We start from the raw sequence: 21698 nt of genomic DNA, 5'->3' as shown, positions 1-21698 counted from the left end.
TCACCGTGCGTTGTTCTTCGGGGAGCCGAGCGCGTTCAGCACTTCGTAGCACGCGCCCATCGTGTGGTAGTCGGTCTTGCCGGCTGGACTTTTCTCGTCGCTGTACTTGCGGTTGTCGCACGTGAGGATGCGATACCACGCGCCGTACCGGTGATCGACGAAGTGCGCCCAGCTATAGCGCCACAGTTCGTCGTAACAGTCCCAGAAGCGTTCGCTGCCGGTGCGCGCGCCGAGCAGCGCGGCAGCCGCGAAACTTTCGGCCTGCACCCAGAAGTACTTGTCGTGATCGCAGATGCTGTCGTCGGGGCCGAAGCCGTAGTAGAGGCCGCCGTGACGGTCGTCCCACGCACGCGAAAAGCCGCCATCGAACAGTTCGATGGCGCGCGGCGCGAGCCACGGCAGCGCGCGATGCCGCTCGAGAATCAGCAGCAGCTTCGCCCACTCGGTCTGGTGCCCCGGCTGAAAACCCCACGGACGAAAGATGTTCGAACTGTCCGATTCGTTGTAATGCCAGTCCACGGTCCAGTCGCGATGAAAGTGCTCCCACACCAGCCCGTTCGACAGCCGCGCCTGCCGCAGCGTGATGTTGCCCGCGATCTTCTCCGCGCGATCCAGATACAGCACGTGACCGGTCGCTTCGAAAGCGGCGAGCAGCGCTTCGGTCGCGTGCATGTTCGCGTTCTGGCCGCGATAGTCCGAGAGCCGCCAGTCGGGCGTGGCTTCGTCCGCGTAGAGGCCCGCGCCGGCGTCCCAGAAGCGGTGCTCCATCAGCGCGAAAGTCTCGTCGATCATCGGCCTGGCTTCTTCGATGCCGGCCATCGCGGCATGCGCGCACGCGAGCAGCACGAAGGCCAGGCCGTAGCAATGGCGTGTGCCGTCGAGCGTGCGCTTCTGGCCTTCGCGCCACTCGATCTCCCAGTCGTAGCCTTCGTGTTCGGCGTCCCAGTGCGCGTCGCGCAGGAAGCGCAAGGCGTGGCGCGCGTCGTCCAGATAACCGGCGTCGCCGAAATGCCGGTACGCCATCGCGTAGTTGAAGACGAAGCGCGTGCTGCTGACGAGGTGGCGCGTCGTGCGGTCGTAGACCGTGCCGTCGTCCTTGAAGAAGTGGAAGAAGCCGCCGGACGGATCGCGGGCGACGGGCGCGTAGAACGCGAGCGTGTCGCGCACGTGCGAAAGCAGGAAGTCGCGGCTGCGGAAGTCGATGCGCTGATCGGCTGCCGGCTCGCTTGCAGCGGCGATGGCGGGGGAGGCGGTCAGGTTCATGGCGTGCGGATGTCCTCTTTCTGGCGCGAACTGGCGCGAGCGATGAATTCGACGCTCATCAGCGAATCGGTCTGGGCCAGCGGGTTCGGATGATCTTCGAGCAGCAACTCCACGCCCCGTCGCCCGAGCGCTTCCTTGTCGACGGCGACCGTCGAGAGCGGCGGCGTGCTGTGCGCGGCGGCGGGAATGTCGTCGAAACCGACGAACGCGATGTCCTCCGGCACGCGCAGACCGTGCGCGAGACAGACGCGCATCGCGGCGAGGGCCGCTGCATCGTTATAGGCGAAAACGGCGTCGGGCAACGGATTTGATCGCGCGCGCGCGTCGGCGAGGAGGCGCTCCATCGCGTCGGCGGCGGCGAGATCGGCGGGCAAGCCGGCTTGCGCGTTGATTTCGAGCGTCGGGTCGAATAGCAGGCCGGCATCGAAATACGCCTTCCGATAGCCGAGCGCCCGCTGCGCGATGCTGTGATGGGCGAGCGATCCGCCGATGAACGCGATGCGCCTGCGGCCCGTCGCGAAGAGATGCGCCATCGCCATCGACGCGCCTTTCGCGTTGTCGATGTTCACCGAGCGGAAGCCAGGCGCGTGCAGGTCAATCAGCACGATGGGCCGCGCAAGCGTCTGCAAATGCGCGAGCAGTTCAGGCTCGACGAAGCCCGCCACCGCGATGGCGTCGGGCGCGTGCAGCCGCATTTGCTGCCCGAGATCCTGCGTCGGCCCGGCCGTAAGGACGGACGGCACGAGGCGACGCTCGCGGCACGCCTCCTCGAAGCCGTGCAGCACTTGCGAGAAGAACGGGCTGACCGCGAAATTATTGTGCTGACGATGCAGCAGAAACATGACGCGCCGAATGCGGGTGCGCAGTTGCGCGGAGTCGTAACCGAGCCGCTGCGCCACTTCGACGACGCGCACGCGCGTGGCCTCCGACAAGCCCGGCTGATTTTTGAGCGCGCGTGAAACCGTCCCGATCGAAACGCTTGCCGCGCGGGCGACGTCGCGGATGGTAGTGGCCATCGTGGTGTTCTCTGTCCTGGAGCCGAAGCGCGCTGTTTATCGCACGCAAAGGATTCGCTCGATTCGCCGGATTGTATAGTAAAAGATCGCGAAAACGCGCTATCCGTGGACTAGAGAAAACCAGTAAACCCACGTCCTAAATGGCTTTGAAAGAATTTGTATTGTTTAGTAAAACCGGGGAAACAGCGGCGTGTGGTCTAGATAAGCACGACTTCAAACGGTCGCGTCAGGCGCGCCAATGTATGTGCTTCGAGTACCGGCGCGCGCCCCGCCGTCGCGTCGGGTTCCAGCTGGCTCCTGAACGCCTGCACCGCCAGCAGCTTGCGGGCGTGCGTCGCATCGTCCAGCACGATACGGCGGGCGCGGCTCCACGGCACGCGCGCGTCGTCGGGCGACGCCCAGTGCCAAGCGCACAACGGCACTTCGACGAACGGCAGCCCGAGCGCATCCGCCGCGAGACAGGCCGCGCGCCCTACCGCTTCGTGGTCGGGATGGCCGTCGCAGCGCCAGGGCGCGAACACGATGTCATCGGACTGAAGGCACTTCGAGAGACCGCCTAGCAAGCCCGGCTCGATCTGTTCCGCGGCGCCGTCTTGCAGGCCGAGCCGCGCGACCTGAACCTGCTGCAGCTTGAGCCGCTGCAGCGCCTCGCGGGTTTCAAGTGGACGCGCGGCGGCGAGCCTTTCAGGCGACCATTGAGTGGAATGCGGATGACTCGCGGTGCCGTCCGTGACCGCGACGATCAGCACGCTTCGGCTGAGTTTCGACAGCAGTGCGAGCAGTCCGCCGATACCGAGCACTTCGTAGTCCGGATGCGGTGCGATGACCACGGCTCGTCCTCCGGAAGGCACCAGTTCCGCAGGCGCGACTTCGGGCAGCGCGGCAAGACGCGGCCAGCCTTGCCACGTCGCTTCGGGCGTGCCGCTGCCGGACAGGACGCGCTCCGCCGCGCTGCCGTCCGCGCGGCGCGTGATCGAATCGCGTGTCGTTACGCGTGGCATGGCACGCTCCCGACTGCGGTGGCGGATCGCGCGGCGGCGGGCAGATCCAGGCGGGATGCCGCAATGAGCGTCGAGTACGATCGATCGCCCGCGTTCCTGCCGGGATGACGCCGGTCGGGGCGATCGCAGGCAAAAGCGCGCCGCGCGAATGATGTCGCGCGATGTTCGGTCGACGAGGCAATCGGCATGATGCGAGGCATCCTCCAGAGCTATGTTCGATTGAGCGCGGTCGTCCGCGTGGATGAAGTCAAGTGTGGCAAGGGTTGTTCCCGAGCGACATTCGGCCGGAAGACATAAGCCAAAGCGTCGGACGGCGTCAGGCGATCGCGCGGAACGCTGCCGATGAGCAGGTTTTTTTGCCTATGCCATTTGGCCGAATCGACGGCGCGATGCCGAAGCGCTCAAATGAGAAAAGGCCGCACACGGCGGCCTCGTTGGAGCGGAGGAAAGGGAAATGCTGCCTGGTTCAGCGGCGCGCGGGTGCGCCGACTTGCTTGCTGTTGCGCCCCGGTTCGACCATCGTCTTACGCGAACCCCAGCGTTGCGCGAGCACCGCGCAGACCATCAACTGAATCTGATGGAACAGCATCAGCGGCAGGACCACGGCGCCGACCGCGTGCGTGGCGAAGATGACTTTCGCCATCGGAATGCCGGACGCAAGGCTCTTTTTCGAGCCGCAGAAGATGATGGTGATCTGATCGGCGCGGCTGAACCCCAGGCGCTTCGCGGCGAACGCGGTGATAAGCAGCGCCACCGCGAGCAGCACGATGTTCACCACGACGAGACCGCCCAGCGCCGACAACGGGATCGAATGCCAGATGCCTTCGTTGACCGCTTCGCTGAACGCCACATAGACGACGAGCAGAATCGATCCCTGATCGACGAACTTGAGCATGGCCTTGTTGCGGTCCACCCATTTTCCGATGGCCGGGCGCAGCAATTGACCGGCAACGAACGGCACCAGCAGTTGCAGCACAATATTGCCGACGGTGTGCCACGGGGAGCCGGTCGCCCCGCCGTGATCGGTCACTAGCAGACCGACCAGCGCGGGCGTGATGAAAATCCCAAGGAGGCTCGACGCCGATGCGCTGCACACGGCGGCAGGGACGTTGCCCTTGGCCATCGACGTGAAAGCGATCGACGACTGCACCGTCGACGGCAAGGTGCACAGGAACAGGATGCCGCCATACAGCGCGGGCGTGACGAGCGGACTTAGCACGGGCCGCAGCGCAAGACCGAGCAGCGGGAACATGACGAAGGTGCTGAGCAGCACGATCAGGTGAAGCCGCCAATGCATCGCGCCGGCGACGATGGCTTCACGCGAGAGCTTCGCGCCATGCAGGAAGAACAGCAGCCCGATGGCGACGTTCGTGATCCAGTTGAACGCGACGGCGGCGCTGCCGCGGCACGGCAGCAGGCTTGCGATCGTGACGGTGCCGATCAGCGCCAGCGTGAAATTGTCGGGAAGATATTTTGGCCGTGCCATCAGAAATCTCACACTCGGGCGATCGCCGGGCGGCGCATGCAGCCGTAACCCGCATCGCGTCCGGGAAAACCATGATTTTGGCCCGCAGTCGATTGAATTGGCAAATTCATTTCATCGATCGATTGATTCTGTTTTTGCATAGGCCGCTTGGACGTAGTTTCAGCGCGAACGGTGGCCAGCAACATTTGGGCCGTCGGGATGCGCGGGTGTGCCGTCGTATCGTCCTAAGAAAGCGCTAAAGCGTTCAGTACGGCGAAGTGAAAAAACTCTGACGTAACATGGTGTTACAACCATCGAGACGGCATAACACTTTTTGGCTCGACGGCCACGGCCGGGCGAAATAAATTGTTGATACTCCGGTCGACGAGACCGTGCATCGCTCGATGCGTGTCTCGCGTGCTCCAACGGCGGCCGGCGTCCCGCGTAATCGGATTGTGCTTTTTAGCCGATGCGCGGTCGAAGACTCGTGTTGGATGCAGGCAGTTTCGACATGGCGCTCACTGGCATTCGCAAAACCACTCGGCTTCTGGCTTCCTCCGCGCTCGCTGCGCTGGCGGTTGCGGGTTCGTTCGCGCTCGCCGGTCCGCGCGGCGAGTGGGTGTCGCCGGCGACCTATGCGGATTCGCCCGCCAACCGTCAGTCGCTTCGCTACATGCCGGTGTCCGCGAAGGACGGGCTCACGCCGGTCAGCGCCGAAGTGCGCCCGGTTCCTCAAGCCGAGCAGGCCGCGCCGTTCCGTGCCGCAGGGTCGATACGCGCGGACATCACGCGCTACAACCAGGAGCGCAGCGTGCCGCGCTCACAGGGCCGCCCATCCGACGATGGCCGTGCGCCGGCCACTTCCAACTTCCGTAACTGATCGCGGCGGCATAGGCGGCGATGGCCGCCATGCGTCGATCACGGCTCAAGCGCAGTTATCTAAAAATAATTGGCGCGTCCAGCACGCGTGTCACGGTGACGTAATCTCGCCACAGTGACGCGTCACAATTCCTCCCAGACATTCCCCTCCTTTTTGCGCGCACGGACAATGCGGCCTTCGGCTGATTGCGTGCATCCAGTAGTTTCCAAACTCCTTTCATCGCGTTCTCAGGCCCGCCGGTTCAATGCTCCGGTGCGGCAAAACACGTCGCTGTAACGCGTGACTGTGAATGAGAGCAGGCGGCGTCATCGACAGATGCGCCACGGAGTAACGAAACCGCTATACCCGCGATAACCAGAAACATTTTTGACCGGATAAATGGTCCGTAAAGATGGTGCCGCTCCCCACGCGACGCCCTCGCTCAGAAGCCCATCACGCCGGTCAGACGATGGCGATTAACGTCCCTCGCTCGCCACGCTTTTAATTTTTGACAAAGACAGGAGAGTTCATGAAGCCAACCGTCAACCGTGCGACGCAGAAAACGGTAAAAGCAACGGTCAAGGCGACCGTCGTCGCAGCGATGATCGGCTTTTTCGCGGCAGGCGCCGCTCACGCGCAATCGAGCGTATCGCTCTACGGCCAGGTCGACGAATGGGTCGGCGCAACGAAATTTCCCGGCAGCGACCGCGCCTGGAACGTGAGCGGCGGCGGCATGTCGACGTCGTACTGGGGCATGAAGGGTGCGGAAGACCTGGGCGGCGGCTACAAGGCGATCTTCACCCTCGAGAGCTTCTTCCGCGCGCAGAACGGCCGTTATGGCCGCTTCGACGGCGACACGTTCTTCGCCCGCAACTCGTACGTCGGCATTCAAGGTCCGATCGGCACGTTCACCGCGGGCCGCCTGACTACGCAGCTCTTCGTCTCGACGATTCTCTTCAACCCGTTCGTCGACTCGTACGTCTTCTCGCCGATGGTGTCGCACGTGTTCCTCGGCCAGGGCACGTTTCCGACCTACACGACGGATCAGGGCGTGACGGGCGACTCCGGCTGGAATAACGCCGTCCAGTACACGACGCCGGACTTCAACGGCCTGTCGGGCAGCGCGATGTACGCGTTCGGCAACAACGCGGGCGATGGCCGCTCGAAGAAGGGGAGCGCACAGTTCCTGTACTTCCACGGCCCGTTTGCGGCGACCGGCGTGTACCAGTACGTCAACTTCAATGCGACGCCGGGCGACCTGCCCACGTCGAATGCGTTCGTCACGCCGGGCTTCAAGAGCCAGAGCGTCGCGCAACTGGGCGCGTCGTACGACATGAAGTACGTCAAGTTCTTCGCCCAGTACATGTACACGAAGAACGACATCGAGCCGACTTCGTTCCACGTCAACACGGGGCAGGGCGGTGTGACGGTGCCGGTCGGCCCGGGCACGGTGATGGCGTCGTACGCGTACTCGCGCAGCAACGGCGGCCTCGACCAGACGCACAAGAGCTGGGCCGTCGGTTACGACTATCCGCTCTCGAAGCGCACCGATGTCTATGCGGCCTACCTGAACGACAAATACTCGGGCATCTCGTCGGGCGATACCTTCGGCGTCGGCGTCCGCGCGAAGTTCTGAAGCACGCCGGGCACAAACGAAAACACCGCGTCGAGTACGCGGTGTTTTTTTGTCCGGACGACGAACGCGTCAGCGAATCGCGAGGCGCGCTTTCGTGTCGTCGTATTCGCGCCTGAGCCGCGCGACCAGTTCGGCCACGCTCGGCACGTCGTTCATCAGGCCGACGCCCTGGCCCGCGCCCCAGATGTCCTTCCACGCTTTTGCCTTGCTCGAACCGTCGCCGAAGTTCATCGCGGTTTTATCGGATTCAGGGAGCGCGTCCGGGTCCAGCCCCGCATTCACGATGCTCTGGCGGATGTAATTGCCGTGCACGCCCGTGAACAGGTTCGTATAGACGATATCGGACGCGTTCGAATCGACGATCGCCTGCTTGTAGCTTTCGAGTGCGTGCGCCTCGCGGGTCGCGATGAAGCGCGTGCCCATGTAGGCGAGGTCCGCGCCCATCGCCTGAGCCGCGAGAATCGATCCGCCATTGGCGATGGAACCCGACAGCACGATCGGCCCGTCGAACATGCGCCGCACTTCGCCGACGAGCGCAAACGGCGAAGTCGTGCCCGCGTGCCCGCCCGCGCCCGCCGCGACGAGAATCAGTCCATCGACGCCGGCTTCCAGCGCCTTTTGCGCGTGACGCAGATTGATGACGTCGTGCAGCACGATGCCGCCGTAGGAATGCACCGCGTCGATCATCTCCTTGACGGGCGCACGCAGGCTCGTGATGAAGATCGGCACCTTATGCTCGACGCACACGCGCATGTCGTGTTCGAGCCGCGCGTTCGACTGATGCACGATCTGATTTACCGCTACCGGCCCGATGACGGCATCGGGATTCGCCGCCCGGTATTCCGCGAGCGACGCCTGAATCTGCGTGAGCCATTCGTCGAGCAATTCGGCCGGCCGCGCATTCAACGCGGGAAACGATCCGACGATGCCCGCCTTGCATTGCGCGAGCACGAGTTCGGGATAACTGACGATGAACATCGGCGAGCCGATGACCGGCAACGCGAGGTTTTGCAGGACGGCTGGAAGTGCCATGCGCGAGTCTCCAGATTGATGTTCTTGCGGCCCTCGAAGCGGCGCTTATAAGCATGCACCGGGACGCCGTCTGAGAACGATCGTTCGATTATAGGCACGACGCGTCTCCGAGCGATCCGCAAATTCCGAGGACTTCTTCGGTTTCGGGGCAAAGGCGGCCATCGACGTGAAGCAGTTCTGACGCCACGCCTACAATGAGTCGAACCTCACAACAAGAACACACCATGTCATTCGCCGATTACGAGCCGTTCCGGATCGAAGGCGCCGATGCGGGCGTCGCCATTGCCGGCGTGAAGGGCGGCGACGGCCCGCCGCTTCTGCTGCTGCACGGCCACCCGCAAACGCACGAGATCTGGCACAAGTGCGCCGATGTTCTCGCGCGCCACTTCACCGTCATCGCAACGGATCTGCGCGGTTATGGCGCATCGGGCAAGCCTGAGAGCGACGAGCATCACACGCCGTATTCGAAGCGCGCAATGGCCGCCGATCAGATCGCGGTGATGCGTCACTTCGGCTTCGAGCGATTCCTCGTCTGCGCGCACGATCGCGGCGCAAGAGTCGCGCATCGCATGGCGATGGACTTTCCCGATGCCGTCGATCGCCTGATGCTGCTCGACATCGCGCCGACGCTCGCCATGTACGAAGCGACCGACCGTGAATTCGCAACCGCCTACTTTCACTGGTTCTTGCTGATCCAGCCGTCGCCGCTGCCGGAATTGCTGATCGGCGGCAATCCGAACGCGTATATCGATCGCGTGATGGGCAATCGTCACGCCGGCCTCGCCCCGTTCGCGCCGCATGCGTTGCAGGCGTATCGCGATGCCCTGGCGCAGCCCGGCGCCATCTACGCGATGTGCGAGGACTATCGTGCGTCGGCGAGCATCGACCTGGAGCACGATCGCGCCGACCTCGAACGCGGCGCGAGGGTCGCGTGTCCGCTGCGCGTCTTGTGGGGCAAGGAAGGCGTGATCGAGCGATGCTTCGACGCGCTGGAAGAATGGAGGCGCGTCGCCCGCGATGTGAGCGGCCAGGCGTTGCCGTGCGGCCATTACATCCCCGAGGAACAGCCCAACATGCTGATCGACGAGATGCTCGCGTTCTTCAAAGCGGACGCGTCGTGAGGTGAAACCGGTAAAGAAGACGGGCAGTCATCCGGTCTTTAGCTGACCGTTAAACTTCTGTAGGGAAAGCACCGATGCACGCGTAATAGCGTCGGGTTAGCATGGTCTCGACGTTGATCACGTCTATGTTCGCCGCTTGCCGTAGCTGACAAGCGGCTTTCTTTTTTTGTGCTTCAACTCGCGGATACGACACCGGCGCTGACCGTCACCGCGCCCGCCTTCGCCAGTTCCCCGACGACTTTCTCGATCAACGCGCGCCGCTCGCTGGGCGCGGCGAGCGCATCCGCGGCGGCGCGCATGGCGCGGGCGTTCGACGTCATCGCGAGAAGCGCGTCGAAGCTCATCGCGCGCACTTCCATCAGCTTGAAGACGATCAGCACCTTCAGCGCGTTCTTTGCGTTGCGCGCGGGATCGGCCTGCAGGTAGTCGAGCCGCGACGACGCGACATCGAGCGCACGCGCGACATCGCTGAACGGCGCGCCGTGGCCGGGAATCACGATATCGATATCGAGCCGCGCGATCAGACCGAGCACCGCGCGTTCTTCCGCAAAGCCGCTTTCGCCTTCCAGTTCCGGAAAGATCACGCCGAAGCCGTTTTCCCACAATGCGTCGGCGCTGATGAGCACGCGCGCGTCGGCGCAGTAGAGCATCAGCGAATGCGGGTCGTGGCCGGGCGCGCCGAGCACGGACCACGGCAGGCCGCCGAGCACGAGCGTCGCGCCGTTTTCGATGACGCCTGTGAAGCCAAAGCGCTCGCAGTTCTGCCCCGTCGCGTCGAAAGTCAGCGCGTCGCGGTTCCAGTCGCGAACCGCTTCGGCTTCGCCCGATGGGATCAGCGTGCCGCAGCCGTAGGCCGCCTGAAGCAGCGCGTTGCCGCCGCAGTGGTCCGAATGCAGATGCGTGTTCACGATCAGGTCGAGCTTGCGCGCGCCCAGCTTACGTTGCACCAGCGCGAGCGTTTGCGGCGCGTGCGAGCCGTAGCCGGTATCGACGAGCGCGGTGTTGTCGTCGCTCGTGAACAGCACGTTGTTCGACGAGAGCCAGCCGCGCTCGAAAACGGTCATCGAGTCGGGCAGCGTCTTCATGCCGGCATCACGACGATGGTCGCCGTCGCCTTCATTACCGTGTCGCCCGCCTGATTCATCGCACCGCCCGCGAGCTTCACGAGATCGCCGCGCAAGCTCGCTTTCCACTGCGCTTCGATGACCTGCCAGCGCATCGTGATGACATCGTTCGCTTTCACCGCGCGCGTCAGCCTGATGCCGAATTCCAGCCCCAGCGGCTGCGCGTATCGGGAGAAATGCGTGGCGATCATCGCCATCAGATGCGCGGTCGGCTGCGTGCCCGATGCGATCAGCGTGCCGAAGCGACTCGCCCGCGCGTAGGCTTCGTCGTGATGCAGCGGATTGCGATCGTCGACGAGCGTCGCGAAATGGCGGATCGAGTCGGGCGGCAGCGAAAGCGTCGCTTCGAACGATTCGCCGATCATCACGACACGCGCGCCCTGCCGGCGGCTTTCGACGCGATCGAGCACGGCGCGCTTTGCGTCGTCGTCATACGCTGACCACGCGGCGATTTCGTCGAGGGTGCGAAAGCAGCCATCGCAAAAGCCGGTCTCCGCGTTCATGCGGCAGACATCGACGCAAGGCGACGCCACGCCGTTCATGACGACGCCGTCTCGCGCAATGCGACATCGACGACCGGCGCGCCCGTCAGTTCGACCAGTTCGCGCGGCGACAGATTGAACACCGCATGCGGATGGCCGGCCGCAGCCCACAGACTGTCGAGCGCGAGAAGGTCTTCGTCGATCAGCGTGACCGGCTCGACCGCGTGACCGATCGGGCAAACGCCGCCGATCGCATAGCCCGTTTTCTCGCGCACGAACTTCGCGTCCGCGCGAGCCAGTGCGCCCACGCGCGCGGCGACCTTCTTCTCGTCCACGCGATTCGCGCCGCTCGCGATCACCAGCAGGGGCGCGTCGTCCTCGCGGCGTCGGAAGAGAATGGACTTGGCGATCTGCGCGATGGCGCAGCCGAGGCCGGCCGCCGCTTCCGCCGATGTCTTCCCGGTCTCCGGCAGCATCACGACCGGATGCGGATGGCCGCGTTCTTTCAGCAGCAGCGCCACGCGGCGCGCGGAATCGGGCAGGGCGTCGAGTTCTGTCGGTTCGATCATCGTTGTTGTCCTTTCATGCACATGCTTCCACGCCGCCCTTCTTCGCGAGCAGCGCCTTGCCCGCACGCGATGCGCTCGGCTTGCCGATCGCTCGCGAAATGAAGTCGCCGATGTCCACGAGTTCGTCCAGATTCACGCCGGTTTCGATCCCGAGTCCGTTCATCAGATACACGACGTCCTCGGTCGCGACATTGCCGGTCGCGCCTTTTGCATACGGACAGCCGCCGAGCCCCGCGACCGACGCATGAAAAATCTCGATGCCTTCCAGCAGCGCCGCATAGATGTTGCCGATGGCCTGGCCGTAGGTATCGTGAAAGTGCCCGGAGAGCCGTTCGCGCGGAAACACCTTCGACGCCGCCGCGATCACTTCGCGCGTGCGCGTGGGCGTGGCGACGCCGATGGTATCGGCGATGTCGATTTCATCGCAGCCGAGCGCCTTCATGCGCTCGACGACATCGACCACGGATTCGACGCTCACTTCACCCTGATATGGGCAGCCGAGCGCGCACGAAATGCTGGCGCGCAGGCGCATGCCCGCGTCTTTCGCCGCTTTGGCGACCGGCTCGAACCGCGCGATGCTTTCGGCGATGCTGCAATTGATGTTCTTCTGCGAGAACGCTTCGCTGGCCGCGCCGAAGATCACGATCTCGTCGGCCTTCGCTTCGAGCGCGCCTTCGAAGCCGCGCATGTTCGGCGTGAGCACGGAGTAGATCGTGCCCGGCCTGCGCTCGATGCCGGCGAGAAGCGCGGCGGCGTCGGCCATTTGCGGCACCCATTTCGGCGATACGAACGAGGTCGACTCCACGTTGACGATGCCCGCGCGCGCGAGGCGGTTCACCAGCTCGATTTTCGTTTCCGTGGGCACGAACGTCTTTTCGTTTTGCAGGCCATCGCGCGGCCCGACTTCGACGATCTTTACTCTGGATGGGATCATGCTTGTCTCCTTCGAATGTTCTGGCTCGCGCTCAATAGCCGCGCTTGTAATCCACCACGCCGCTTATCGTCTCGCCGCGTGCGAGTGCTCGAATCTTCGCGGCAATCTGCACGATGCTCTCTTCGCGCAGCGTTTCCGCCGCTATGTGCGGCGTCACGCCGATGCGCGGATGCCGCCAGAACGGATGCTCCTTCGGCAGCGGTTCGACATGGAACACATCGAGCATCGCGCCGGCGAGCTGGCCGCTGTCGAGTGCATCGATGAGATCGGCATCGACGAGATGCGGACCGCGCGCCACGTTCACCAGATAGGCGCCGCGCGCCAGCTTGCCGAACGCGCGCGCGTTCAGGATGCCTTCGGTGTCCGGCGTATGCGGCAGCAGATTGATGATGACGCGCGTGCCGTCGAGAAACGCGTCGAGCTGATCGCGGCCCGCGTATACCGAGACGCCTTCGATGTCCTTCGGCGTGCGGCTATAGCCTCGCACGGGCACGCCGAGCCGCCGAAGACCCTGCGCCACTTCCGCGCCGAGCACGCCGAGGCCCAGCACGCCGACCGTGAAATCCTTGCGCGCGTGTTGCGTGAGCTTTTCCCAGCGGCCTTCGCGTTGCAGCGCTTCGTACTCGTCGAAGCGGCGCATGTAGCGCAGCACCGCATAGGTCGCGTATTCGACCATCTGTTGCGCCATTCCCGTGTCTTCGAGACGCACGAGCATCGCGTTGGGCGGCAGCGTGCCGGGTTCCTTGCGCTCGACATCGAGGATCGCGTCGACGCCCGCGCCGAGGTTGAACACGGCCTTGAGATCCGGCCGGTTCGCGAACAACTCGCGCGGCGCGCGCCAGACGATCGCGTAATCGGCGGGCGCGGTATCGCCCGGTTCCCATGCGCGAAGGTCGGCGTCCGGCAACTCGCGGGCGAAGCCGCGCAGCCATGCTTCGATGTCGGTGTTCTGTTCGTAGAAGATGATTTTCATGCGGCTCATTTGGCGAAGAGCTGGCCGATGTCGTTGAATGCCTTGAACTCCAGCGCGTTGCCGCACGGGTCGAGGAAAAACATGGTCGCCTGCTCGCCGGGTTGGCCCTTGAAGCGGACATGCGGCTCGATGATGAACTTCGTCCCGACGCCCTTCAGACGCTCGGCGAGCGCGTGCCAGTCGCTCATCGAGAGCACGACGCCGAAATGGCGCACGGGAACGTCGTCGCCATCGACGGCGTTCCGGGCGGCTGGCCGCGCCTCGTCCGGCGAAAGATGCGCGACCAGTTGATGACCGAAGAAATCGAAGTCGACCCAGTCGGGCGAGCTGCGGCCTTCCGGGCAGCCGAGCAGTTCGCCATAGAACGCGCGCGCGTTATCGAGGCTCGTGACGGGAAAGGCGAGATGGAACGGTTGCAGCGTGCGCTGTGTTCGCGAATGATCCGCGTGCTCGAAGCGGTCGGCGGATTCGTCGGGCAGATCGGACATACGGCCTCCGTGTGATGTTTTGGGACATTCTACGTGCGGATACAGGCGGCGTTCGCATCGCGCATATGGAAATGACGATTGAATCGTTCGCGCATGCGATGCATCACGGGACAATGGCGCATGGACAGAACGCTGCGGGCGGAACACGCATGAACACGATCGACGAACCCTTCAGGCGGCCGATGCTCGTCACCGTGCCGGGGCTGCATGGCAGCGAGGGCGCGCACTGGCAGAGCTGGCTGGAGCGGCAGTACGTGGAGGCGGCGCGCGTCGAGCAGGCGGATTGGGACGCGCCGCATCTCGACACGTGGGCGAGCGCGGTCGAAGCGCGGCTCGATGAAATGCGCCGCCCCGTCGTGCTGGCGGCGCACAGCTTCGGCTGTCTCGCGACGGCGCATGCGCTGTTGCGTGGAAGCCTGGGGACAAAGGTCGTCGGCGTGCTGTTCGTCGCGCCCGCGAGTCCGGCGAAGTTTCGCCTCGCCGGGCGCTTCGAGCCGATGCGGCTTGCGGTGCCGTCGATCCTCGTCGGCAGCGAAACCGATCCGTGGATGCCGCTCGACGACGCACGCGATCTCGCCCGTCAGTTGGGCAGCGCGTTCGTCAATCTGGGCGATGCCGGGCATATCAACACGTCGGCGGGCTATGGGCCGTGGCCGCACGCGAAGTATCTCGTCGATACGCTCGCGCACTGGGCGCCGCCTGCGGAGTTTGGCGCGGAAGACCTGTTCCTGCGCGAACACGCGTATGGATGACGTGCGCCGCCCACCGTCCGATACACTCGATGGCCGCCTTCGCGCGGCCTTTCGCGTCTTTATTGCAACCGTTCTTTCGGGGAGTCACATGGCGGCATTCAGGAAGCTCGCGCTCGCGGCGGGCGCGGCGTGGTGCATGGCGGCGGGCATCGCGCACGCGGAGACCACCTTGCTCAACGTGTCCTACGACGTGACGCGCGAGCTGTACAAGGATATCGACGCGGCCTTCGTCGCCGATTACAGGAAGCGCACGGGCGAGACGGTGTCGGTGCGGCAGTCGCACGGGGCATCGAGCGCGCAGGCGTTGTCGGTGATGCAGGGTCTTCAGGCCGATGTCGTCACGATGAACCAGCCGAACGATATCGATCTGCTCGCCGAGCGCGGCCAGCTCGTGCCCGCGAACTGGCGCACGCGCCTGCCGAACGGCAGTTCGCCCTACACGACGACGATGGTCTTTCTCGTGCGCAAGGGCAACCCGAAGAACATCAAGGACTGGAGCGATCTGGCGCGGCCCGGCGTGCAGGCGATCATCGCGAATCCGAAGACATCGGGCAATGGCCGCTATACCTATCTCGCCGCGTGGGGATACAAGAAGCGGCAGGGCGCGACCGATGCACAGGCGCAGGACTTCGAGAAGGCCGTTTTCAGGAACGTGCCCGTGCTCGATACCGGCGGACGCGGCGCGACGACGACGTTCACGCAGCGCGGCATCGGCGACGTGCTGGTGACGTTCGAGAACGAAGTCGGCCTGATTGGAAGCGGCGCGGGCGCGAAGGATTTCGATGCGGTGTATCCGTCGGCGAGCTTGCTGGCGGAGCCGCCGGTCTCCATCGTCGACAAGGTGGTGGACAAGCGCGGCACGCGCAAGGAGGCGCAGGCTTATCTCGACTTCCTCTATACGCCGCAGGCTCAGGAGATCATCGCGCGGCATCACTTGCGTCCGCGTAATGCGGAAGTGCTCGCGAAGCATGCGAGCGAGTTCAAGCCGCTGAAAACCTTTACCGTCGATGAGATGTTCGGGAGCTGGCAGAAGGCGCAGCAGACGCATTTCGCCGATGGTGGGACGTTCGATCAGGCGGTGGTGGACCGGAAGTGATCCTTGCGGGGCCCGCATCCGATATGCAAGCCCCGCACACGTCTTATCCGGCGTTCACATTCCCCGCCGCCTCTGCGCGCATCCCGAGCCGCTCGATCAGCTTCCTGTCCGCCTCAGCTTGCGGATTGCTCGTCGTGAGCAACTGATCGCCATAGAAAATCGAATTCGCGCCCGCCGCAAAACAAAGCGCCTGCAACGCCTCATCCATCTGCTCGCGCCCTGCGGACAGCCGCACCATCGCCTTCGGCATCGTGATGCGCGCGACCGCGATCGTCCGCACGAATTCGAACGGATCGAGCGCCTCCGTGCCGGTCAGCGGCGTGCCCGCCACCTGCACGAGATTGTTGATCGGCACCGACTCCGGATACGGCTCCATGTTCGCCAGTTGCGAAATCAGCCCCGCGCGCTCGCGACGCGATTCGCCCATCCCGACGATCCCCCCGCAACACACGTTGATGCCCGCGTCGCGCACATGCTCGAGCGTATCGAGCCGGTCCTGATACGTGCGCGTGGAGATGATCTGGCCGTAGAACTCCGGCGACGTATCGAGGTTATGGTTGTAGTAGTCCAGCCCCGCATCGCGCAGGCTGTGCGCCTGATGCGCTTCCAGCATGCCGAGCGTCACGCACGTTTCCATGCCCATCGCCTTGACGCCGCGAATCATTTCCTTGATCGGCTCGAGATGCCGATCCTTCGGATTGCGCCATGCCGCGCCCATGCAAAAGCGCGTCGCGCCGTTGGCCTTCGCGGTCTCGGCGGCCTTCAGCACCGCATCGACTTCCATCAGCTTGTCGGCCTTCACGCCCGTTTCGTGATGCACCGACTGCGGACAGTACGCGCAATCCTCCTCGCAGCCGCCCGTCTTGATCGACAACAAGGTGGACAACTGCACCGCGTTCGGATCGAAATGCTCGCGATGCACCGTCTGCGCGCGATACAGCAAATCGTTGAACGGCAAGTCGTAGAGCGCGACGACATCCGCGACGCGCCAGCGCGCGGGCGTCGGCACGTTGACAGGCGTTGCGGCTTCGGCAGTAATGGTCTGCGTCATATGAGTTCAGTCCTTGAGTTGGAGCCGGTCGAGCAGAAGGCGCGCGTCGAGATGATCGGCGGCGCGCGACGCATCGGCCGGTGCGAGATGAGGAATGACGCCGATGAGCGGCGCATCGATGAGTTGTTCAAGCGTTCGAATGTTTTCGTCGGGATACAGCATGTTTGGATCGACGCGGTTCGCGACCCAGCCCGCGAGCGTCAGTCCGCGCGATGCAATCGCTTCCACGGTCAGCAGCGCATGGCTGATGCAGCCGAGCCGCATGCCGACGACGAGCACCACCGGCACGTTCAGCGCGACGGCGAGATCGGCGGTGTCGTGCGTATCGTCGAGCGGCACGCGAAAGCCGCCGACGCCTTCCACCACGACGATATCCGCCTGCGTCACCGCGAAGCGATGCGCCTCCACGATGCGCCCGATTTCCAGCGCGATGCCTTCGCGCGCCGCCGCGATGTGCGGCGCAATCGGCTCGCGCATCATGAACGGCGTGCGAATCCCGGGCGGCAGCGCGACGTTGGCGGCGGCGTCGAGCTGATCGGCGTCGTCGTTATGCAGCACGCCGTCGCGTTCGGCCGCGCCCGAGGCGATCGGCTTCATCGCGGCGGCGCGCAGGCCGGCGCGAGCAAAGCCGTGCAACAGCGCGGAAGAAGCGAAGGTCTTGCCGATCTCCGTATCGGTTCCGGCAACGAATAAGGATAAAGCGGTCATAGCGTAGTCAGAGCGTGATCGAGGCGTGCGAGGTCGTCATCGCTATGCGCGGCCGAAAGCGAAATGCGTAGACGCGACGTGCCCGAAGGCACCGTCGGCGGACGGATCGCCGGCACCCACAGCCCTTGCGCATCGAGCGCGGCGGCGAGCGCGACGGTTTCATCGTTGCCGCCGATGACGAGCGGTTGCACCGCAGTCCGCGATTCGACCGGCAGCCAGCGCGTACGTTTCAGCATCGCGCGCGTTGTTTCTATCAGCGAAGCCAGATGCGCGCGCCGCTGATCGCCTTCGTCGCTTGCAATGATCCTGACGCTCGCGGATACCGCATGCGCGACCGCCGGCGGCGACGCCGTCGTGAAAATATAGGGCCGCGCGCGCTGCACGAGCCATTCGATCACGGTCGCGTCCGCGCACACGAACGCGCCCGCGACGCCCGCCGCCTTGCCGAGCGTGCCGACATAAACGAGGTGCGGCGAGCGCAACGCATAAGCGCTAAGCGCGCCGCGTCCTTGCGGTCCGAGCACGCCGAAGCCGTGCGCGTCGTCGACGACGAGCCACGCGCCGTACTTCTCCGCCACGTCGACGAGGCGCGCGAGCGGCGCGATATCGCCGTCCATGCTGAACACCGAATCGGTGACGATCAGCTTGGTCGCGGTCTCATCGCGCGACGCGTCGAGCATGGCGTCGAGCGCGTCGATGTCCGCATGCGGATAAATCTGCGTCTGCGCGCGGGAAAGCCGCACGCCGTCGATCAGCGACGCGTGGTTCAGCGCATCCGAGAACACGAGCGTGCCGCGACCGGCAAGCGTCGTCAGCACGGCAAGGTTCGCCATGTAGCCGGTGCTGAAGTAGAGCGCGCGCGGATCGTCGACGAAGCCGCCCGAGAACGCGGCCAGATCGTCTTCGAGCTGCGCGTGCGCGCGGGAATGGCCGCCGAGCAGATGCGATCCGCCGCTGCCCGCGCCATACCGCGACGCGCCTTCCGCCAGCGCCGCGCGAATCGCTTCGTGGGCGGCGAGGCCGAGATAGTCGTTGCTTGCGAAGCCGATCATCGCGCGGCCATCGACCGTCATGTGCGCGGAATTCGCCCCGTCGATGGTGCGGCGGCGACGGCGCAGGCCGCGTGCATCGATATCGGCGAGACCTTGTTTCAGCGCGTCGAAGAGGGCGTCGGACGAGGGCGTCATGCGGCCTCCGCGAGCGTCGCATCGAGCGTTTCGCGCGTGCGTGCCGCGAGCAGCGCAAGCTCGTCGTCCGTCAGGATGTACGGCGGCATCATGTACACGGTCTTGCCGATCGGGCGCATCAGCAGTTCGCGCTGCAAGGCGTTGGCGAAGAAGCGGCGCGAGAACGTCTTGTCGTCGATATCGACATCGAACGCGAAAATCGTCCCGCGCTCGCGCAGATTGCGCACGCGATCATGCTTCGCAAGCGGCTGCAAGGCGTCACGCAGCAACGCGGATTTGCGCCGGTTCTCCGCAAGCACGTTCGCGCTGTCGAACAGATCGAGCGTCGCCAGCGCCGCGCGGCATGCGAGCGGGTTGCCCGTGTACGAATGTGAATGCAGGAAGCCGCGCGTCACGTCGTCGTCGTAAAAGGCGGCGTAGATGTCGTCGCGCGTGAGGACGATCGAAAGCGGCAAGTAACCGCCGCTGATGCCCTTCGACAGGCACACGAAGTCCGGCCACACGGCCGCCTGCTCGCACGCGAAGAACGTGCCCGTGCGCCCGCAGCCGACCGCGATTTCATCGGCGATCAGGTGCACGCGGAATTCGTCGCAGAGCGCGCGCAGGCGGGTGAGATACGACGCGTCGTACATCGCCATGCCCGCCGCGCACTGCACGAGCGGCTCGACGATCACGGCGGCAAGCTGCGCCGCGCGTGCTTCGAAGAGCGCGCGCATCGCAGCGATGGCTTCGTCGACGCCCGCCGCAGCCGGCGATGCGACCACATGCGCGTGACGGATCAGCGGATCGTAAGCGTCCTTGAAGAGCGCGACATCCGTCACGCCGAGCGCGCCGATGGTTTCGCCGTGATAGCTGTTCGCAAGACACGCGAACTCGCGCTTCTCGCTTTGCCCGCGATTGCGCCAATAGTGAAAGCTCATCTTCAGCGCGATTTCGACCGCCGACGCACCGTCGGACGCGAAGAACGCGTGGCCGAGCGTGTGCTGCGTGAGCGCGGAAAGACGTTCGGACAGTTCGACGGCGGGAGCATGCGTGCAGCCCGCGAGCATCGCGTGTTCGAGCGTGTCGAGCTGATCCTTCAGCGCGCGGTTGATATCGCCGTTCGCGTGGCCAAAGAGGTTGACCCACCACGAACTGATGGCGTCGAGGTAGCGATGGCCTTCGTGGTCGTAGAGCCACGCGCCCTTGCCGCGCGCGATCGGCACGAGCGGCACGCGCTCGTGGTGCTTCATCTGGGTGCACGGATGCCACACCGCGGCGAGCGAGCGCGCGACCCAGTCTTGATTCGCTTCTGTGTTCAAAAACGGCTCCCAGGCCCGCGCGTGACGCGAGCCGGTACATCGGTCAGGCCGTGGGGCCTGCGCATTCTCAGGAAAACGCGCGAGACATCGCGCGCTCCAATTATCCCGAAAATGAGCGCGCGCTTCCCTTTTCGACGGACATTTGCGGCGAGCGGACGTGCCCATCAAATGGGCGGCAACGCGTTATCGCGCGCATCTTCGTCGATCCTGATGCGTACACGAAAGATCGCGGCGCAAGATGCGAAAACGCCGGCGCGCGGGCCGGCGTCTGTTCAATGCGTGCGTGCGGGACGTTCAGCGCGATGCTGTCTGCGTTTCCGCGCCGGCGCCCTTCCAAACAACGGCGTCATCGACCGCGTAGAGCCTGCACGGATCGGCGCTTTGCTTCTGGCATCCCGCGATGGCGACGGACATCGGATCGTCGCCGCCTTCGGCCCACGACCACGCGCCCGAATCGGATACGGCGAACGCGCGGCTCGAATACTGGTTCAGGAAATTGCGATACCCGGCGCGCCCGTTCTCGTCCACGAACGGCACCGACTGCACCGCATCGAGAGTCGCATAGCCGGAAGCCTGCGGCGCACGCGGCTCGGCGACCTGATACTGCACCGACGTCGGCATGCCGATCTGCGCGAGGAACGCCTTCACGCGCGGCCACCAGACCTGCACGCCGTCGCGATCGCCGACGAGCCGGTGGGCGTCGCTCTTATAGGAACCGAAGTCCAGCATGTCGGCATGCGCGCCGTGCGCGACGAATGCGCTGTACATCTGCGCGGAGAGGTCGCCTTGCCAGACCGAGTCGTTGTCGCCATAGAGCCACAGCGACGGCAGGCGCACGTGTTCGCCGTAGGCGCCGAAGGCACTGACGAGATTTTTCTGCCAGCCCGCGCATTCGTCCTGACGCAGCCCGCCCGAGAAGTTGATGAGGCCGCGCACGCCCGGCGCGGCGATGGCATCGCGTGCGCCGTAGGCCATCGTGGTCAGGCCGCCGTGCGACGTGCCGGCCACGACGATATGCGTCTTGTCCACGTACGGCTGCTGGCTCATGTAGGCGACGGTTGCAGCGACGTCGCGCGCCTGCCCGAAGCCGTTTGCCTCGACGTTGCAGCCGTGGCCCGTGTAGTCGCCGCCCGAACCCGCGAAGCCGCGACGATTCGGCACGACAACGACATAGCCGTGACGCACGAACTCACGCGCGAGCGCGATGGGGCGATTGCGCGGCTGCGCGTGCGCGTTGCCGGGGAGCTTGCCGTGATTGAAGACGACCATCGGGAACGGGCCCGCGCCGTCCGGTTTGAAGACAGTGGTTTCGAGCACGATGTCGTCTTCCGGCACGCCGATGACGGTCTCGTTCAGACCGTTGGCGACGACAGGCAGGCTGGGATCGAGCGCATCGGGAATCTTGCCGAAGACCGGGGCCGACAGCCCCTCGGACTGACGCACGCCGCCGATCGGTTCGGCGCGGGCGGCGGACGTGACGAACGCCGTCGCCAGCGAGCACACCATGCTGCATCCGACCAACCAGTTTGTGATCGCCATCCGTGAACTCCGACTGCATCCCATCGATGTTGATGCGGCGTGGCCCGGACACTGCGCTGATCGAAGTCACAAACCTGTCGCGCTGCTCGCGAGGAGCAGTA

The 21698-nt window shown here is 64.8% G+C and carries 22 protein-coding genes; 5 read left to right on the top strand and 17 right to left on the bottom strand.

Annotated elements, in window-relative coordinates:
• The 5 genes from AB6804_RS08765 to AB6804_RS08745 form a co-directional block, all read right to left on the bottom strand.
• Positions 1–1263 carry an AGE family epimerase/isomerase gene (locus AB6804_RS08765; protein WP_370886124.1) on the bottom strand — a complete coding sequence of 421 codons (1263 nt, stop codon included), beginning with the start codon at positions 1261–1263 and terminating at the stop codon, positions 1–3.
• Entirely contained in the window at positions 1260–2279 is a 1020-nt protein-coding gene (locus AB6804_RS08760; protein ID WP_370886123.1) for a LacI family DNA-binding transcriptional regulator, read from the bottom strand. The genes AB6804_RS08765 and AB6804_RS08760 overlap by 4 nt, the downstream gene beginning before the upstream one ends.
• 197 nt (positions 2280–2476) lie before the next feature.
• Positions 2477–3280 (bottom strand): PIG-L deacetylase family protein, encoded by an 804-nt coding sequence (locus tag AB6804_RS08755; protein ID WP_370886122.1) that lies wholly within the window; start codon positions 3278–3280, stop codon positions 2477–2479.
• Between the two features lie 466 nt (positions 3281–3746).
• Positions 3747–4766, bottom strand: a complete 1020-nt coding sequence (locus AB6804_RS08750; protein WP_370886121.1) for a bile acid:sodium symporter family protein — start codon at positions 4764–4766, stop codon at positions 3747–3749.
• A gap of 8 nt (positions 4767–4774) precedes the next feature.
• Positions 4775–4951: a hypothetical protein gene (locus tag AB6804_RS08745; RefSeq protein WP_370886120.1), complete on the bottom strand. Its 177-nt coding sequence runs from the start codon at positions 4949–4951 to the stop codon at positions 4775–4777.
• A gap of 305 nt (positions 4952–5256) precedes the next feature.
• On the opposite strand from AB6804_RS08745, the gene AB6804_RS08740 reads away from it, so the two are divergent.
• Both AB6804_RS08740 and AB6804_RS08735 read left to right on the top strand, forming a co-directional pair.
• Complete coding sequence (locus AB6804_RS08740; protein WP_370886119.1) at positions 5257–5625, top strand: hypothetical protein; 369 nt, start codon at positions 5257–5259, stop codon at positions 5623–5625.
• A 508-nt stretch (positions 5626–6133) separates the two neighbouring features.
• Positions 6134–7240: a porin gene (locus tag AB6804_RS08735; RefSeq protein WP_370886118.1), complete on the top strand. Its 1107-nt coding sequence runs from the start codon at positions 6134–6136 to the stop codon at positions 7238–7240.
• Positions 7241–7309: 69 nt separating this feature from the next.
• On the opposite strand, the gene AB6804_RS08730 is transcribed toward AB6804_RS08735, so the two are convergent.
• Entirely contained in the window at positions 7310–8272 is a 963-nt protein-coding gene (locus AB6804_RS08730; RefSeq protein ID WP_370886117.1) for an NAD(P)H-dependent flavin oxidoreductase, read from the bottom strand.
• A 224-nt stretch (positions 8273–8496) separates the two neighbouring features.
• Between AB6804_RS08730 and AB6804_RS08725 the strand changes: the two genes are divergently transcribed.
• Entirely contained in the window at positions 8497–9393 is an 897-nt protein-coding gene (locus tag AB6804_RS08725; protein ID WP_370886116.1) for an alpha/beta fold hydrolase, read from the top strand.
• 173 nt (positions 9394–9566) lie between these two features.
• On the opposite strand, the gene AB6804_RS08720 is transcribed toward AB6804_RS08725, so the two are convergent.
• The 6 genes from AB6804_RS08720 to AB6804_RS08695 are packed head-to-tail and all read right to left on the bottom strand — an operon-like array spanning position 9567 to position 13963.
• Positions 9567–10478: an MBL fold metallo-hydrolase gene (locus AB6804_RS08720; protein WP_370886115.1), complete on the bottom strand. Its 912-nt coding sequence runs from the start codon at positions 10476–10478 to the stop codon at positions 9567–9569.
• Positions 10475–11020, bottom strand: coding sequence for a DUF1289 domain-containing protein (locus AB6804_RS08715; RefSeq protein WP_370886271.1), 546 nt, complete (start codon positions 11018–11020; stop codon positions 10475–10477). The genes AB6804_RS08720 and AB6804_RS08715 overlap by 4 nt, the downstream gene beginning before the upstream one ends.
• 35 nt (positions 11021–11055) lie before the next feature.
• Positions 11056–11568 carry a YbaK/EbsC family protein gene (locus AB6804_RS08710; RefSeq protein WP_370886114.1) on the bottom strand — a complete coding sequence of 171 codons (513 nt, stop codon included), beginning with the start codon at positions 11566–11568 and terminating at the stop codon, positions 11056–11058.
• A gap of 13 nt (positions 11569–11581) precedes the next feature.
• Positions 11582–12502 (bottom strand): hydroxymethylglutaryl-CoA lyase, encoded by a 921-nt coding sequence (locus AB6804_RS08705; RefSeq protein WP_035967168.1) that lies wholly within the window; start codon positions 12500–12502, stop codon positions 11582–11584.
• 31 nt (positions 12503–12533) lie between these two features.
• Complete coding sequence (locus tag AB6804_RS08700; protein WP_370886113.1) at positions 12534–13475, bottom strand: 2-hydroxyacid dehydrogenase; 942 nt, start codon at positions 13473–13475, stop codon at positions 12534–12536.
• A gap of 5 nt (positions 13476–13480) precedes the next feature.
• Positions 13481–13963 carry a VOC family protein gene (locus tag AB6804_RS08695; RefSeq protein ID WP_370886112.1) on the bottom strand — a complete coding sequence of 161 codons (483 nt, stop codon included), beginning with the start codon at positions 13961–13963 and terminating at the stop codon, positions 13481–13483.
• A 149-nt stretch (positions 13964–14112) separates the two neighbouring features.
• Between AB6804_RS08695 and AB6804_RS08690 the strand changes: the two genes are divergently transcribed.
• Both AB6804_RS08690 and AB6804_RS08685 read left to right on the top strand, forming a co-directional pair.
• Complete coding sequence (locus AB6804_RS08690) at positions 14113–14715, top strand: alpha/beta hydrolase (RefSeq protein WP_035967235.1); 603 nt, start codon at positions 14113–14115, stop codon at positions 14713–14715.
• Between the two features lie 88 nt (positions 14716–14803).
• On the top strand, positions 14804–15811 hold the full coding sequence (locus tag AB6804_RS08685) for a sulfate ABC transporter substrate-binding protein (protein WP_370886111.1): 1008 nt from the start codon (positions 14804–14806) through the stop codon (positions 15809–15811).
• A 43-nt stretch (positions 15812–15854) separates the two neighbouring features.
• Here the strand turns inward: AB6804_RS08685 and bioB are convergent, their stop codons facing one another.
• The 5 genes from bioB to AB6804_RS08660 form a co-directional block, all read right to left on the bottom strand.
• Positions 15855–16862, bottom strand: a complete 1008-nt coding sequence (gene bioB / locus AB6804_RS08680) for a biotin synthase BioB (RefSeq protein WP_370886110.1) — start codon at positions 16860–16862, stop codon at positions 15855–15857.
• A gap of 6 nt (positions 16863–16868) precedes the next feature.
• Positions 16869–17570 carry a dethiobiotin synthase gene (gene bioD, locus AB6804_RS08675; RefSeq protein ID WP_370886109.1) on the bottom strand — a complete coding sequence of 234 codons (702 nt, stop codon included), beginning with the start codon at positions 17568–17570 and terminating at the stop codon, positions 16869–16871.
• A complete protein-coding gene (bioF, locus tag AB6804_RS08670) occupies positions 17567–18757 on the bottom strand; it encodes an 8-amino-7-oxononanoate synthase (RefSeq protein ID WP_370886108.1) in 1191 nt (396 codons plus the stop codon). Before bioF ends, bioD begins: the two co-directional genes overlap by 4 nt.
• Positions 18754–20058 carry an adenosylmethionine--8-amino-7-oxononanoate transaminase gene (locus AB6804_RS08665; RefSeq protein ID WP_370886107.1) on the bottom strand — a complete coding sequence of 435 codons (1305 nt, stop codon included), beginning with the start codon at positions 20056–20058 and terminating at the stop codon, positions 18754–18756. Before AB6804_RS08665 ends, bioF begins: the two co-directional genes overlap by 4 nt.
• 294 nt (positions 20059–20352) lie before the next feature.
• Positions 20353–21597, bottom strand: coding sequence for a dienelactone hydrolase family protein (locus AB6804_RS08660; protein WP_370886106.1), 1245 nt, complete (start codon positions 21595–21597; stop codon positions 20353–20355).
• Between the last annotated feature and the right edge of the window lie 101 nt (positions 21598–21698).

Origin of the sequence: Caballeronia sp. RCC_10 (assembly GCF_041360715.1) — a bacterium.
Classification (GTDB): Bacteria; Pseudomonadota; Gammaproteobacteria; order Burkholderiales; family Burkholderiaceae; genus Caballeronia; species Caballeronia grimmiae.
This window is presented reverse-complemented; position numbering and strand designations above follow the sequence as displayed.